This is a genomic window from Actinomycetospora termitidis, assembly GCF_030286555.1.
Classification (GTDB): Bacteria; Actinomycetota; Actinomycetes; order Mycobacteriales; family Pseudonocardiaceae; genus Actinomycetospora; species Actinomycetospora termitidis.
The window spans coordinates 274,388-288,294 of sequence record NZ_JASVWF010000006.1 but is presented as its reverse complement, the minus strand read 5'-3'; the positions used below and the strand labels follow the sequence as shown (position 1 = coordinate 288,294).

The window sequence follows — 13,907 nt, the reverse complement described above, 5'->3', positions numbered from 1 at the left end:
GTGAGATCCACGCGATGGCGATCACATGACGCAGCAGCTCCCCCCGTACGCCTCCCCCGAACAGCCCGCCCCGGGCTACACGCCCGCCCCGCCCGCGCCGCAGCGCACGAACACGATGGCGATCCTGTCGATCGTCTTCGCGTTCGTGTTCTCCCCGCTGGGCATCGTCTTCGGCGTCATCGGCCGCCGGCAGGCGCGCGAGCGGAACGAGAACGGCCGCGGCCTCGCGACGGCGGGGATGTGGCTGAGCATCGTGTTCGTGGTCCTCGGCGTCGTGACCGCCGTGATCGTGAGCGTCATGGCCGCCTCGATCGCCCAGCAGGTCTCCCAGCTGCCGGACGTCCCGCCCGCGTCGCCCTCGTCGTCCTCGTCGTCCGACATTCCGGCCGTGACGCCGGAGCAGCTCGCGCCGGAGGTCTCGGCCCAGATCGGCGCCGAGGACGTCGTCTGCCCGGAGATGCTGCCCGGCCAGGTCGGCGCCACCACCGTGTGCACCGGCACGGTCGACGGCGAGCAGGCCCAGCTCGGCGTGACCGTCACCGAGGTCTCCGGAACCCAGGTCGCCTTCCGGATCGCCCGCGTCGGCTGATCCGCCCGGCCCGTCGTCCTCGTCCGACGGCGGGCCGGCGTTGCGGCACGCACACGGTTCGAGCGGCTCGCACTCCCCCACCCCCGCGTTGCGGCACGCACACGGTTCGGGCGGCTCGCACTCCCCGGCCTCCCGCGTTGCGGCACGCACACGGTCCGCACCGTTCGCACTCCCCCGCCCCGGCGTTGCGGCACGCACACGGTCCGCACCGTTCGCACTCCCCCGCCCCCGCGTTGCGGCACGCACACGGTCCGCACCGTCCGCACTCCCCGGCCTCCGCGTTGCGCGGCGCGCACGGCCCGGGAAGTCCGCACTCCCCGGCGTTGGGCCGCAGGAGTCGGACACCGTGATCGGGACTTCGGCGGCGAGTCGCAGCAGATCTTGGGCGTGTCGCTCCCGAAGTCGTGATCACGGGCGGGCGCACGTCCGCCGATCGCGAGTGCGACACGTGGCAGGTTCGGCGGCGTCGGAACCTGCGTCACGTCGGCCTCGCGCCGCCGCGCTGCACCCGTCCGCGTCACTCCCATCACGAGAGCGACACCACGCAGGACCCGCGGCACCAGAACCTGCGTCACGTCGACGTCGCGCCGCCGCGCTGCACCCGTCCCCGTTGACCCCATCACGAGAGCGACACCACGCAGGATCCGCGGCGCCAGAACCTTGCGTCACGTCGACCTCGAGGTCCTGGCCCGCCGTGCGCGCGACGCAACGGCGGCGCGGAGCACGGCGACCGCCCCTGGCCGTGTGCGCGACGCAACGGCGATCCGCGGACGAGCGCCCGCTCCCGGCCGTGTGCGCCACGCAACGGCGGCCCGGAGCACGGCGACCACCGCGAGCCGTGTGCGCGACGCACGAGCATCCGCCGGCCTTGACCTCGAGTGCGGTTCAGTTCCTAGCGTCGGGGCATGAGCATCGAGCTGAACCACACCATCGTCCTCAGCCGCGACCAGCGCGCCGCCGCCCGGGAACTCGCGGAGCTGCTCGGCGTCGAGGCGACGCGGATGTACCACTTCGACGTCGTGTCGGTCGGGGACGGCGTGAGCCTGGACTTCATGGACGTCGATCCGCTGCCCGCCCAGCCGCTGCACTACGCGTTCCTGGTCGGCGAGGACGAGTTCGACCGCATCTTCGGCCGCATCCGCGAGCGCGGTCTCGCCTACTGGGCCGGCCCGGGGCACTCCGGCCCGCAGCAGACGAACCGCATGAACGGTGGTCGCGGGGTGTACTGGGACTCCGTGGACGGACACGCGATGGAGATCCTGACCCGCGCGGAGTAGGCAGTGCGGCCATGGACATCGACTGGCACCACGAGCTGCTCGCCCAGATGGAGTTCTACTGGGACACCACGCTGCGGCCCCGTCTCGAGGGGCTGACCGACGCGGAGTACCTCTGGGAGCCGGCGCAGCCGGCGTGGACCGTCCGGGAGACGCCCGGGGGCGGGACGACGATCGACTTCTCGCCGACGCCGCCCGATCCGCCGCCGATCACGACGATCGCCTGGCGCCTCTGCCACGTCGCCGGGCTCTGCTTCTGGCTGCGCTGGAGCAACCACTTCGACGACGGGTCCTTCGACGTCACGACGGTCGAGTGGCCGCTCACCGCCGCCGGCGGCCTGGCGTTCCTCGACGAGGGCTACCGCCGCTGGCACGACGCTCTGCGCGCCCACCCGGAGCGGTTCACCGAGCCCACCGGACCGGCCGAGGGCCCGTTCGCCGACGAGCCGTTCGCGACCCTCGTCCTGCACCTGACCCGCGAGCTGTGCCACCACGGCGGGGAGATCGGCACGTTGCGCGACCTCTACCGAGCGTTCACGACGACGGGGCGTGGCTGAGGTCCACGACGCAGAAGACGTTGCCGTCCGGGTCGGCGAGGACGACGAAGTCGGGGTGCTCCGGGTAGTCCGTCCACCCCGGGTCGGAGGCGCCGAGGTCGAGCAGCCGCTGCACTTCGGCCTGCTGCTCCTCCGCGGAGTCGACGAACAGGTCCAGGTGCAGCCGCGGCCGCGGTTCGACCGGCGACTCGCTGACCTGCAACCCGAGCGCCCGCTCGCCGTCGGCGGTGACCAGCGTCTGCCACGCGGAGTCCGACCACTCGTCGCTGTTCCGCAACGACAGGGCCGCGCGCCAGAAGGCGGCGGCCCGGTCGAGGTCGGTCACACCGATCACGGGGAAGCCGAGTCGCAGCACTCCCCCACCCTGTCAGCCCGAGCCGGTCGTGGAGACGGGCCGGTCGTGCGACGGCGTCACGCCGACGGTCGGACCCTCCGCGAAGATCGCCGCCTCCCGCCGCCGTCCGGAACGACCCACCGTGAACAGCAGGTTCAGCAGCACCGCGGTGATGGCGGCCGAGCTGATGCCGGAGTCGAAGACGGTCTGGAACCACATCGGGAAGTGCTCGTAGAACGTCGGCACCGCGATGGGGATGACGCCCACGCCCACCGACACCGCCACGATCACCAGGTTGTTGTTGCCCTCGTAGTCCACCCGCGACAACGCCCGGATGCCGCTCGCGGCCACCGTCGCGAACAGGACGATGCCGGCGCCGCCGAGCACGGGCTGCGGGATCGAGGCGACCACCGCGCCGATCTTCGGGAACAGGCCCAGCACCACGAGGATCAGGCCGCCGGTCGCGACGACGAACCGGCTCTTGACCCCGGTGATCGCGACCATCCCGACGTTCTGCGCGAACGCGCTCGCCGAGAACGAGTTCAGCAGCCCGCCGGAGGCCGCGGTCGAGAGACAGTCCGCGCGGAGGCCGTTCACGACGGTGCGCCCGTTCGCGGGCCGCCCGACGACCTCCCCGACCGCGAGGATGTCCGCGGTCGTCTCCGTCATGATCACCAGCATCACGATCGTCATCGAGACGATCGCGGCCACGTCGAACACCGGCGGCCCGAACTGGAACGGCGTGGAGATCGCGAACCAGCGCGCCTCGCCGATCCGCGAGAAGTCGGTCATGCCGAAGACCGCGGCCGCGGCGGTCCCGACGACGAGGCCGAGCAGGATCGCGATCCGGCTGAAGAACGTGGGCAGGAAGCGGTAGATCGCGATGATGACGACGAGCGTGAAGGCGGCCAGCCCGACCGACGACGGCGACGCGAAACCGGGCGCCTCGACGTCCGACCCGCCGCCGGCCCACTTCACCGCGACCGGCAGCAGCGAGATGCCGATGACGGTGATGATCGAGCCGGTGACGACGGGCGGGAACAGGTCCAGCAGCCGGTGGAACACCCCGGAGAGCAGGAAGCCGACGACGCCGGCCACGAGCACCGCACCGAAGATCACCTGCAGGGCGTAGGTCCCGCCGCCGGCGCCCTTGCCGATCGCGAGCATCGACGCGACCGCCGCGAACGACGCGCCCTGCACCAGCGGCAGCCGCGCCCCGATCTTCCACACGCCCAGCGTCTGCAGCAGGGTGGCGAGCCCGGAGACGAGCAGGGCCGCCGTCAGGAGGGTGGCGAGGTCGGTGAAGGAGAGGCCCAGCGCCTCACCGACGACCAGCGGGACGGCGACGACGCCCGCGTACATGCTCATGACGTGCTGCAGTCCGTACACCAGCAGCGAGCCGGTGGGCAGCATCTGGTCGATCGGGTGGCGCTCGTCGGGCGCCTCCCGTTTCCGGGACAGCTTCACGGCTCACCACCCCTGGCCGGGGTCGAACGCGTCCGGGCCGGGGTCCGGGGCGTCGTCGCGGCGGACGGTGCCCTCGATGTAGCCGTAGGGGCGGTCGTCGGCGTGGAAGACCTCCTGGTGGTTCTCGACGCCGAACGGCGAGAGGTCGACCAGGAAGTGGTGCTTGTTCGGCAGCGAGAACCGCACCTCGGCGATCTCGGGCTGCTCGGTGATGATCGCGTCGCCCATGGCGTGCAGGGTCTGCTGGAGCGCGAAGCTGTGGTGCCCGGCGAACGTGCCGGACAGGGTGGCGAGCACGCGGTCGTGGGACTTGCCCCAGTCGACGTCGGTGTCCGTGTGCAGCCACTGCGCCGTCACCGACGTGGCCATGATGCGGTCCGTCGTCGGCGCCAGGGTGGTGTAGCGCTCCTCGTAGAACCCGTGGAACTCCGAGTCGGTGGTCTTCAGGACGACGAGGTCGCGGACGCCGGAGACGACGTGGGCCGTGGTCCCGTCATCGGTGACGGTGACCGTGCGGACGTACGAGCCGCGCTTCGAGAACGCGTGCGGGTGCGGCTGGCCGCCGGACGGCAGCCGGTCCCACGGAGTGGCGTCGATCTGGATGCGGGCCCGCTCGACCTGCGGCACGTCCGCGACGAAGTGCCGCGCCAGCGCCGCCGCGAACGACTCCGGCTGCCGGACGGCGTCGCCCGCCTCCTTCGCGTAGGCGTTCACCGTGTTCTTCATGGCGTCGGTGGTGAGGCAGCGCGCGTTGTCGCCGGTGAGGTGGACGTCGGTGAAGTCGCCGGTCACGGCGACGCTGACGACGTAGTCGACGATCTCGTGCGGCTCGTGGTCACGGAAGACGCGGACCACGTGCGTCTCGGCCTTCCCGTACTGGGTGTGGCCCAGGACGATGTTCATGATCAGCTCCCTCGGTAGGTGGAGTAGGCGAAGGGGGACAGCAGGAGCGGGACGTGGTGGTGGTCGCCCGGGGAGCTGACGGCGAAGACGATCGACACCTCGGGGTAGAAGGTGTCGCGGCCGGCGGCGGCGAAGTACGCGCCGGTGTCGAAGGTCAGGCGGTACACGCCGGCCGGGCGGGTGTCGTCGAGCAGGTCGCGGGCGCGCCCGTCGGCGTCGGTCCGGGCGTGGCCGACCAGCTGCCAGGCGCCGGACCCGTCACACTGCTCGACGGTCAGCGCCAGGTCCGGGGCGGGACGGCCGGTCACGGCGTCGAGGACGTGGGTCGAGAGGCTCACGGGGACACCAGCCGTTCCAGGCGCAGTCGGGTGATCGCGGCGAGCTGGGCGCGGACCTCGTCCTGCTCGGCCGCCGGGTCGGAGTCCAGCCGCCGGCGGGCCTCGGCGAGCATCTCCTCGCCGGACCGGCCCGCGGCGCGGATCAGGAACACGTGGCCGAACCGCTGCTCGTAGGCGGCGTTGGCCTCCACCAGGGCGGCTCGGGTGTCGTCAGAGGCCCCGCCGACGCCCGACTGCTCCCGCCGGGACGCCTCCGACTCCGCCGACGCGCCCTCGACGCGGTCGCCGATGCGCGGGTGCGCCTCGAGCGCGAGCAGCACCTCCGACCACGGCAGGTCGAGCACCGCCCGCTCCCCCGCCTCCGGCAGGTCCTGCGCCGGGACCGAGCGCACGGCCTCCAGCCACGCGGGCGAGGCATTGCAGGCCGCGAGCTCGTCCACCGTGATCACACCGGGGCCTGGTCGGCGACGAGCGCGCGGTGGTCCTCGGGCAGCAGGCCCCACCACCGCTCGCGAGCGGCGCGGGCGGCGTCCGGGTCCAGGTCGCCCCACAGCCGGAGCCGGGACAACCCGCCGTCGGGGAAGACGTCGAGGCGCAGGTGGTCGGCGGCCGGGGCGTCGGGCAGCAGGAAGCGGTGGCGGGTGTCCGGGCGGACCTCGACGCGGTCGAGCAGCGTCGTCCAGTCGGTGCCCGCGCGGGAGTCGCGGGTGGACACCGACACCCAGCCGGGCGCGTTCCCGACGAACCACGTGGTGTCGACCTCGACGTGCCGCGGGACCCCGCCCGCCGCGAGCGCGAAGACGGCGTAGTCGTTGCCGCCGCCGCGCCGCCGGGCGTTCTCCCAGCCCTCGCCCATGTGTCGGGCCAGGCCGGGCAGCGTCAGGTTCGCGGGCGAGGCGTAGAAGGCGTCCGAGCACTCGACGAGGCGCCCGCCGTGCTCGGCGGCGAGCAGGTCGATCGTGCCGGCGAGGAACCGCGGGTCCGCGACGACGGTGCCGTGCACCCGCAGCCGCGCGACCCCGCCGTCCGGGAAGATGGAGAGGCGGACGTGGGTGAAGCGGCGGTCGTCGTCGACCTTGTAGACGTTCGCGGTGTCGCCCTGCGCGGCCGACCGCTCGACGACCGGGTACCACGTCGCCCGCGTGAGGTCCGCCGGATAGCCCTCCACGGACGCCGCCTCGACCGAGATCTCCGGCGGGTAGTTGCCCTTGAAGAAGGCAGTGTCGACGACGACGTGGTCGAGCACGCCGGCCGCGCCGAGACGCACGATGGCCCAGTCGTGGCCGGGTTCGCGACGACGGCGGGTCTCCCAGCCGTCGTAGACCTTGCCCTTGTGGCCGAACTCGGTCGAATCGAAGCGCGGGGCCTCCGGACGGATGAGGTTCTCGCGCTCGGCGAAGAGCTCGTCGTTCGCGACCACGACGCTGCCGCCGAGGGCGCGCGACGCCAGGTCGGGGAGGTCGGGGGTGGTGCCGTCGGGGCCGTCCATGGGGTCCTCTCTCGAATAGGCGAGGGTGCGGCCGATCCGCCGCAGCAGCGGGGTGGGATCGGCGATCGCGCTCGCCCGGTCCGGCGCGAGCGCGACGAGCGTGTGCAGCCCGGAGAAGCCTGCGCCCCGCCACCGCTCCGGGTCCAGGTCGCTGTCCCCGGCGACGGCGACCACGGTGGCGCCCGCGGCGAGGGCGGCCTCGGCCACGCCGGTCGGAGCCTTCCCGTGGAGCGACTGCTCGTCCAGCCGGCCCTCGCCCGTGACGACGAGGTCCGCGCCGGCGACGACCGCATCGAAGCCGACCAGGTCCAGGACGGTGCGGACGCCGCTGGCCTGCTCGGCGCCGAGGACGGCCAGCGCGGCGGCGGCCGTGCCACCGGCCGCGCCGGCACCTGGGATGTCGGCGACGTCGCGTCCGGTGGCCTGCCGCAGCACGTCGGCCCAGCGGGTGAGCCCGGCCTCGAGCCGCGCCACGTCGTCGGGGTCCGCGCCCTTCTGCGGGCCGTAGACCGCCGCGGCGCCGTGCGGACCGAGCAGCGGGTTGTCGACGTCGCAGGCCAGGGTCACGCGGGCCTGCTCCAGCAGCGGGTGGAGACGCGTGAGGTCGAGGTGCGCCGCCGTCGACAGCCCACGCCCGCCGGGGGCGACCGGTCGATCGTCTGCGTCCAGCACCTGGGCGCCCAGTCCCACCAGCAGCCCGGCCCCGCCGTCGGTGCTCGCGCTGCCGCCGAGCCCGACGACGACCTCGCGCGCTCCGGCATCGAGCGCGTGCGCCAGGACGGTGCCGAGGCCGGTCGTGCCGGCGTCGAGCGGGGCGAGGACCCCGCCCGGCAGGACCCCGAGACCCGCCGTCGTCGCGAGCTCGATCACGGCCGAGGCGCCGCGGCGGGCGTAGGTGACCTCGAGCGGGTCGCCGAGCGGACCCGTCGTCGGGACCCGGACCGGCTCCCAGCCCGCGGCCAGCACCGCGTCCACCGTGCCCTCCCCGCCGTCGGCGACCGGCGCGCGGACGACGTCCCAGCCCGGGGCGACCTCCGCGATCCCGGCGGCCAGCGCCTCCGCGACCCCCGGCGCGTCGAGGGAGCCCTTGAACTTGTCGGGCGCGAGGACGACGCGGGTCATGCGTGCTGCAGGGCCACGGCGGTGGGGGCGTCCGCCTCGACGGTCGCGAGGTCCTCGAACTCGGTGACGGCGTCGATGTCGCCGCCGCTCATCGCGATGTTCGTGACGCGCTCGAGCACGACCTCGACGACGACGGGCACCTTGTGCTCGCCCGCGAGGGTCGTCGCGCGCCGCAGGGTGGAGGCGATCTCCTCCGGGTCCGTCACTCGCAGCCCGACGCAGCCCAGGCCCTCGGCGACGACGACGTGGTCGACCCCGAAGCCCTTCGGCGTGGCCTCGTCGAAGTGGTCGGCGTTGATGTTGTCGAAGCCGAGCTGCACCGAGTAGTCCATGTCGAACGCGCGCTGCGCCTGGCGGATCAGGCCGAGGTAGGAGTTGTTCACGACGACGTGGACGTAGCCGATGTTGAACTGCGCCCCGACCGCGAGCTCCTCGAGCATGAACTGGAAGTCGTAGTCCCCGGAGAGGGCGACGACGGGCGTGGCCGGGTCGGCGACGGCGGCGCCGAGCGCGGCCGGGATCGTCCAGCCCAGCGGGCCCGCCTGGCCGGCGTTGACCCAGTGCCGCGGCCGGTAGACGTGCAGGAACTGGCCGGCGGCGATCTGGGAGAGGCCGATCGTGGTGACGTAGCGGGTCTCCGGGCCGAACACCCGGTTCATCTCCTCGTAGACCCGCTGCGGCTTGATCGGGGTCTCGGTGAAGTGGGTGCGGCGCAGCATGGTCGCGCGGCGCTCGGCGCACTCCGCGACCCATCCGGCCCGGCTCGGCAGCGTGCCGGCGTCCCGACGACGGCGGGCCTCGGCCACCAGCGCGCGCAGCGCGGCCCCGGCGTCGGAGACCACGCCGTAGTCCGGCGCGAACACCCGGCCGATCTGGGTCGGCTCGATGTCGACGTGGACGAAGGTGCGCCCGCGCCGGTAGGTGTCCAGGCCGCCGGTGTGGCGGTTGGCCCAGCGGTTGCCGATCCCGAGCACGAAGTCCGAGGCCAGGAACGTGGCGTTGCCGTAGCGGTGCGCGGTCTGCAGCCCGACCATGCCGGCGGTGAGCCGGTGGTCGTCCGGGATCGTGCCCCAGCCCATCAGGGTCGGGACGACCGGCACGTCCAGCAGCTCCGCGAGCTCGACCAGGTCCGCGGAGGCGTCGGCGTTGACGATCCCGCCGCCCGCGACGATCAGCGGCCGCTCGGCGGCGGTCAGCATGTCCAGGATCTTCGCGGCCTGGGCGGCGCTCGCGGCGGGACGGTGCACCGGCAGCGACTGGTAGGTGTCCGGGTCGAAGTCGATCTCCGCGAGCTGCACGTCGACGGGCAGGTCGATCAACACCGGCCCCGGCCGACCGGAGCGCATCAGGTGGAAGGCCTGCGCGAACGCGCCCGGCACCTGCGCCGGCTCCAGGACCGTCATCGCCATCTTGACGACGGGTCGCGCGATGGCGGCGATGTCGACCGCCTGGAAGTCCTCCTTGTGCAGCCGCGCGACCGGGGCCTGGCCGGTGATCGCGAGGATCGGCACGGAGTCCGCGGTCGCGGAGTAGAGGCCGGTGATCATGTCGGTGCCGGCCGGCCCGGAGGTGCCGACGCAGACGCCGATGCCGCCGGGCGTGGCGCGGGTGTAGCCCTCGGCCATGTGCGCGGCGCCCTCGACGTGGCGGGCGAGCACGTGTGACAGGCCGCCGTGGGCGCGCAGCGCGGCGTAGAACGGGTTGATCGCGGCGCCGGGCACGCCGAAGAGCTGGGTCGCGCCCTCGAGCTCGAGGATCTTCACCGCCGCCTCGACGGCGCGCATCCTGGTCATGACGTCTCCTCACGGCCCGACAGGCGCGCGATCGTGCGGTACAGGGCGGAGTGGTCGAGCCCGCCGTCGCCGGCGGCCCGGGTGGCGGCCACGAGCTGGGCGACGAGCGCGCCGACCGGCGTGGTCACGCCGGCCTCGCGGGCGGCGGCGGTGACGATGCCGAGGTCCTTGTGGTGCAGGTCGATCCGGAAGCCGGGCGCGAACTCGCCGTCGAGCATCTTCGGCGCCTTCTGGTTCAGCACCGCCGAGCCGGCGAGGCCGCCGCCGAGCACCTCGACCGCGGCCGGCAGGTCGGCGCCGTGCGCGTCGAGGAACACCAGCGCCTCGGCGAGCAGGGCGATGTTGCCGGCGACGATCAGCTGGTTCGCGGCCTTCACGGTCTGGCCGGCGCCGCTCGGGCCGACGTGGACGACGGTCTTCCCGACGATGTCGAGCAGCGGCCGGGCCTGGTCGACGTCCTCGTCGGCGCCGCCCACCATGATCGACAGCGCGGCGTTCTCGGCACCGGCCTGACCGCCCGAGACGGGGGCGTCGATCATGCGCAGACCCTGCTCGGCGGCGTTCGTCGCCAACTCGGCGGCGGTGTCCGGGCGGATCGTCGAGAAGTCGATGACCAGCGTGCCGGGCGCGGCGTGGGCGAGGACGCCGTCGTCGCCGGTGAGGACCTCCGTGACGTCCGGCGAGTCCGGCAGCATCAGGGCGACGACGTCGGCGCCCCGCACCGCCTCGGCGACCGAGTCGGCCGCGCGCCCGCCCGCGTCGATCAGGGGCTTCGCCTTCTCCGGCGTGCGATTGAACCCGACGACCTCGTGGCCGGCCCGCGCGAGGTGCTGGGCCATCGGGCTCCCCATGATCCCGAGGCCGATGAACGCGATCGTGCTCATGCGGGGGTCCTCTCCGAGGTGCGCAGCCACGCGAACGGGTCGGCGGCCGTGGGCTTGTACTCGAGGCCGACGCGCCCGCGGTAGCCGGTGGCGTGGATGCGGTCGAGCCAGGGCCCGATCGGCAGGTCGCCGGTGCCGGGCTCGCCGCGACCGGGGGCGTCGGCGATCTGGACGTGGCCGATGCGGTCGGCGTGGGTGTCGATCGCCGTCTCGACGTCGTCGCCGTTGACCGCGAGGTGGTAGACGTCGAGGAGCAGGCGCAGCGCGTCCACCCCGGCCTCGTCGCGCACGCGGTCCAGGACGGCGACCGCGTCGGCGGCGGTGAGCAGCGGGTAGGTCGGGGTGCCGCTGACCGGCTCGACGAGGACGACCGCGTTCTCCGCCGCTGCGGCCCGCCCGGCGATCGCGAGGTTCTCGACGGCGAGCGCGTCCTGCTCGGCGGGGTCGATGCCCTCGATCCGGTTGCCGTAGAGCGCGGTGAAGCCGGTGGCGCCGAGCTGGGCGCCGATGCCGACCGTGACGTCGACGTTGTCGACGAACTCGGTGGACCGCTTCGGGTCGGAGAGCACGCCGCGCTCCCCGGCGGGCATGTCGCCGGCGAAGAAGTTCAGCCCGGACAACGTCACGCCGGCGTCGCGGACCGCGGTGACGAAGGCGTCGACGTCGCGGTCGGCGGGGACGGCGGTCGGGAACGGCCACCAGAACTCGACCGCGTCGAACCCGGCGTCGGCCGCGGCGCGGGGGCGGTCGAGCAGCGGCACGTCGGGGAACACGATCGAGCAGTTGACGGTCCACGACACCGGTGTCGTGAGGTCCATGTCCGTCTCCTTCGGGCTGTCGGGGGTCAGGCGTCGTCGGGGTCGGGCAGGCCGCGGTAGGCGCGCCACCCGCCGTGGGTGGTGATGTCGGTGAGCTCGCCGGCCGGCGCACTCTCGAGCACGCCGGGGCGCAGGCCCACCGCGAGGACCGAGCGCCCGTCGTCGAGCTCGATGACGGTGAGCTCGAGCTCGGGCGGCTCGTCGGGCAGGAACTCGGTGCGCACGCTCTCCAGCGAGACGTCGTAGAGCTCGCCGGCCACCGACCCGCCGTCGTCGTCGGTCAGCAGCAGCGCGGGGAACGCGTCGCGTACCGAGAACAGCCGGTAGCTCGGCGCCGTGCGGACGGCCCCGAGGAACGGGTGCTTCTCGACGTTGTGGTGCAGTCGACCCCCGCGCATCGCGTCGCCGGAGCAGAAGAGAGCGGGCACGAACACCTCCGTGATCCACGATGCGAAAAGTTTGTTTCGCTTGGCGAGAGATACTGAGAGTCCAGCGCGCCCGGTGTCAAGGGGCCGGGTCGGGGCTGCGCGCAGATGTAGCGGATCCGAAGCCCGAGCGTCCGAATCCTCGTCGTTCCGGTGATCTTGATCCAGTCGCCCGCCTTGTCGCGGGGAGTTGCCGGCCCCATGGCCACCTGTCGCGGGGAATCACAGCGACAGGGCGGGCCGACGACGGCGGAAACCCGCGACAAGGTGTGCCGAGGCCCGCCCAGCGCGGGCGTGTCCGTGTCGCGGCGACGCGGACGGTGACGGCCCGACACGAGTCTTGACGGGCTGTGAGCGCGCTCATACGGTCCTTCCACGAAGCAACAAAGCTTTTCCGCATCGTGGATCGAGGGACCGATGACGCTCCACTCCCCGCCGGACGAGACGACGCACGCCCCGCCCGCGGCCGCTCCGAGCGACCGCCTGTACAACGCCGACCTCGCCCCGACCAGCGCGGAAGGTCGCCGCTGGGGTGGGTACAACATCTTCACGCTGTGGGCGAGCGACGTGCACAGCCTCGGGAACTACGGGTTCGTCCTGGGCCTGTTCGCGCTCGGCCTCGGCGCCTGGCAGATCGTGGTCGCCCTCGCGATCGGGGCGGCCCTGCTGTTCGGGATGCTCACGGTGTCCGGGGAGATGGGTCGCCGTACCGGCGTGCCCTTCCCCGTCATGAGCCGCATCAGCTTCGGCATCCGCGGCGCGCAGATTCCCGCTCTCGTCCGCGGGGTGGTCGCGATCGCGTGGTTCGGCATCCAGACCTACCTGGCCACGAAGGTCCTGTCGGTCATGGTCATCGCGCTGGTGCCGTCCGCGGCCGGGCTGGACGCCGTGTCGTTCCTGGGGCTCTCCGCGCTGGGATGGATCTGCTTCGTCGCGCTGTGGCTCGTGCAGGTCGGCATTCTGCTGTACGGGATGGACGGCATCCGGCGCTACGAGGCCGTCGCCGGTCCGATCGTGCTCGTCACGCTGCTCGTGCTCGCGATCTGGATGCTCGTCCGGGTCGGCGGGGACATCGCGTGGTCGGTCCCGGAGCCGCTGACCGGCGGACGGATGTGGGTGCAGATGCTCGGTGGCGCCTCGCTGTGGGTCGCCGTCTACGGGACCTTCCTGCTCAACTTCTGCGACTTCACCCGCTCCGCCCCGACCCGCTCGGCGATCGTGCGCGGGAACTTCTGGGGCATCCCCCTCAACGTCGTGTTCTTCGGGATCATCGCGGTCGTGCTCGCCGGCGGACAGTTCCGCATCGACGGCCGCGTCATCTCCAGCCCGGTCGACGTCGTGCACACCATCCCGGACACGTTCCTGCTGGTGCTCGCCTCCGCCGCCCTGCTGGTCCTGACGATCGCGGTGAACCTGATGGCGAACTTCGTCGCGCCGTCGTACGCGCTGGCCAACCTGCTGCCGCGCGTCCTGACCTTCCGCAGCGCGGGCGTCGTCAGCGCCGTCATCGGCCTCGTGATCCTGCCGTGGAACCTCTACGACAATCCCGGAGTCATCGTCTACTTCCTCGGTGTGCTGGGCGCGCTGCTCGGACCGCTGTTCGGTGTCATCGCCGCGGACTACTGGCTGGTCCGGCGCGCGCGGATCGACGTGCCGGCGCTCTACTCCGAGGACCCCGTCGGGCCGTACCACTACCGGCGCGGCATCAACCCGCGCGCCGTGGGCGCCTTCGTGCCGGCCGCCGTGCTGGCGGTCGCCGTCGGGTTCGTGCCCGCGCTGGACGCCGTCGCCCCGTTCTCCTGGTTCGTCGGCGCGCTGATCGCCGCCGCCATCTACGTCGTGGTCTCCGGGCGGCGGGGCGCGTTCGACGACGTGTCCGGCGAGGCGATCGCGGTCGCGCCCGGGGAGCATTGA

14 protein-coding genes are annotated in these 13,907 nt (G+C 73.0%); 4 read left to right on the top strand and 10 right to left on the bottom strand.

Translation table 11 applies throughout. From position 1 onward, the window contains the following. The first annotated feature begins 25 nt into the window (after positions 1 to 25). The 3 genes from QRT03_RS24290 (at position 26) to QRT03_RS24280 (ending at position 2,420) form a co-directional block, all read left to right on the top strand. Entirely contained in the window at positions 26 to 589 is a 564-nt protein-coding gene (locus tag QRT03_RS24290; protein ID WP_286055681.1) for a DUF4190 domain-containing protein, read from the top strand. A gap of 905 nt (positions 590 to 1,494) precedes the next feature. Next, entirely contained in the window at positions 1,495 to 1,866 is a 372-nt protein-coding gene (locus tag QRT03_RS24285) for a VOC family protein (RefSeq protein ID WP_286055680.1), read from the top strand. Between the two features lie 11 nt (positions 1,867 to 1,877). Next, positions 1,878 to 2,420, top strand: coding sequence for a DinB family protein (locus QRT03_RS24280; protein ID WP_286055679.1), 543 nt, complete (start codon positions 1,878 to 1,880; stop codon positions 2,418 to 2,420). On the opposite strand, the gene QRT03_RS24275 is transcribed toward QRT03_RS24280, so the two are convergent. From QRT03_RS24275 to QRT03_RS24225, 10 genes are read right to left on the bottom strand one after another with little or no spacing between them, the layout of a single operon-like run. Next, on the bottom strand, positions 2,398 to 2,775 hold the full coding sequence (locus QRT03_RS24275) for a VOC family protein (RefSeq protein WP_286055678.1): 378 nt from the start codon (positions 2,773 to 2,775) through the stop codon (positions 2,398 to 2,400). The genes QRT03_RS24280 and QRT03_RS24275 overlap by 23 nt on opposite strands. A gap of 12 nt (positions 2,776 to 2,787) precedes the next feature. Beyond that, positions 2,788 to 4,221 carry a nucleobase:cation symporter-2 family protein gene (locus QRT03_RS24270; RefSeq protein ID WP_286055677.1) on the bottom strand — a complete coding sequence of 478 codons (1,434 nt, stop codon included), beginning with the start codon at positions 4,219 to 4,221 and terminating at the stop codon, positions 2,788 to 2,790. A 3-nt stretch (positions 4,222 to 4,224) separates the two neighbouring features. Continuing rightward, positions 4,225 to 5,124: a factor-independent urate hydroxylase gene (pucL, locus tag QRT03_RS24265; RefSeq protein WP_286055676.1), complete on the bottom strand. Its 900-nt coding sequence runs from the start codon at positions 5,122 to 5,124 to the stop codon at positions 4,225 to 4,227. Positions 5,125 to 5,126: 2 nt separating this feature from the next. After that, positions 5,127 to 5,462, bottom strand: a complete 336-nt coding sequence (gene uraH / locus QRT03_RS24260; protein ID WP_286055675.1) for a hydroxyisourate hydrolase — start codon at positions 5,460 to 5,462, stop codon at positions 5,127 to 5,129. Continuing rightward, entirely contained in the window at positions 5,459 to 5,911 is a 453-nt protein-coding gene (gene uraD / locus QRT03_RS24255; RefSeq protein WP_286055674.1) for a 2-oxo-4-hydroxy-4-carboxy-5-ureidoimidazoline decarboxylase, read from the bottom strand. Before uraD ends, uraH begins: the two co-directional genes overlap by 4 nt. Beyond that, positions 5,908 to 8,073 (bottom strand): allantoicase, encoded by a 2,166-nt coding sequence (alc, locus tag QRT03_RS32110; protein WP_345783281.1) that lies wholly within the window; start codon positions 8,071 to 8,073, stop codon positions 5,908 to 5,910. The genes uraD and alc overlap by 4 nt, the downstream gene beginning before the upstream one ends. Beyond that, positions 8,070 to 9,866, bottom strand: coding sequence for a glyoxylate carboligase (gene gcl, locus QRT03_RS24240; protein ID WP_286055673.1), 1,797 nt, complete (start codon positions 9,864 to 9,866; stop codon positions 8,070 to 8,072). The genes alc and gcl overlap by 4 nt, the downstream gene beginning before the upstream one ends. Next, a complete protein-coding gene (locus tag QRT03_RS24235) occupies positions 9,863 to 10,750 on the bottom strand; it encodes a 2-hydroxy-3-oxopropionate reductase (RefSeq protein ID WP_286055672.1) in 888 nt (295 codons plus the stop codon). The genes gcl and QRT03_RS24235 overlap by 4 nt, the downstream gene beginning before the upstream one ends. Further along, complete coding sequence (locus tag QRT03_RS24230; RefSeq protein WP_286055671.1) at positions 10,747 to 11,568, bottom strand: hydroxypyruvate isomerase family protein; 822 nt, start codon at positions 11,566 to 11,568, stop codon at positions 10,747 to 10,749. The genes QRT03_RS24235 and QRT03_RS24230 overlap by 4 nt, the downstream gene beginning before the upstream one ends. Before the next feature lie 26 nt (positions 11,569 to 11,594). Then, positions 11,595 to 11,996: an allophanate hydrolase-related protein gene (locus QRT03_RS24225; protein WP_286055670.1), complete on the bottom strand. Its 402-nt coding sequence runs from the start codon at positions 11,994 to 11,996 to the stop codon at positions 11,595 to 11,597. A gap of 414 nt (positions 11,997 to 12,410) precedes the next feature. Between QRT03_RS24225 and QRT03_RS24220 the strand changes: the two genes are divergently transcribed. Then, positions 12,411 to 13,907, top strand: coding sequence for an NCS1 family nucleobase:cation symporter-1 (locus QRT03_RS24220; RefSeq protein WP_286055669.1), 1,497 nt, complete (start codon positions 12,411 to 12,413; stop codon positions 13,905 to 13,907).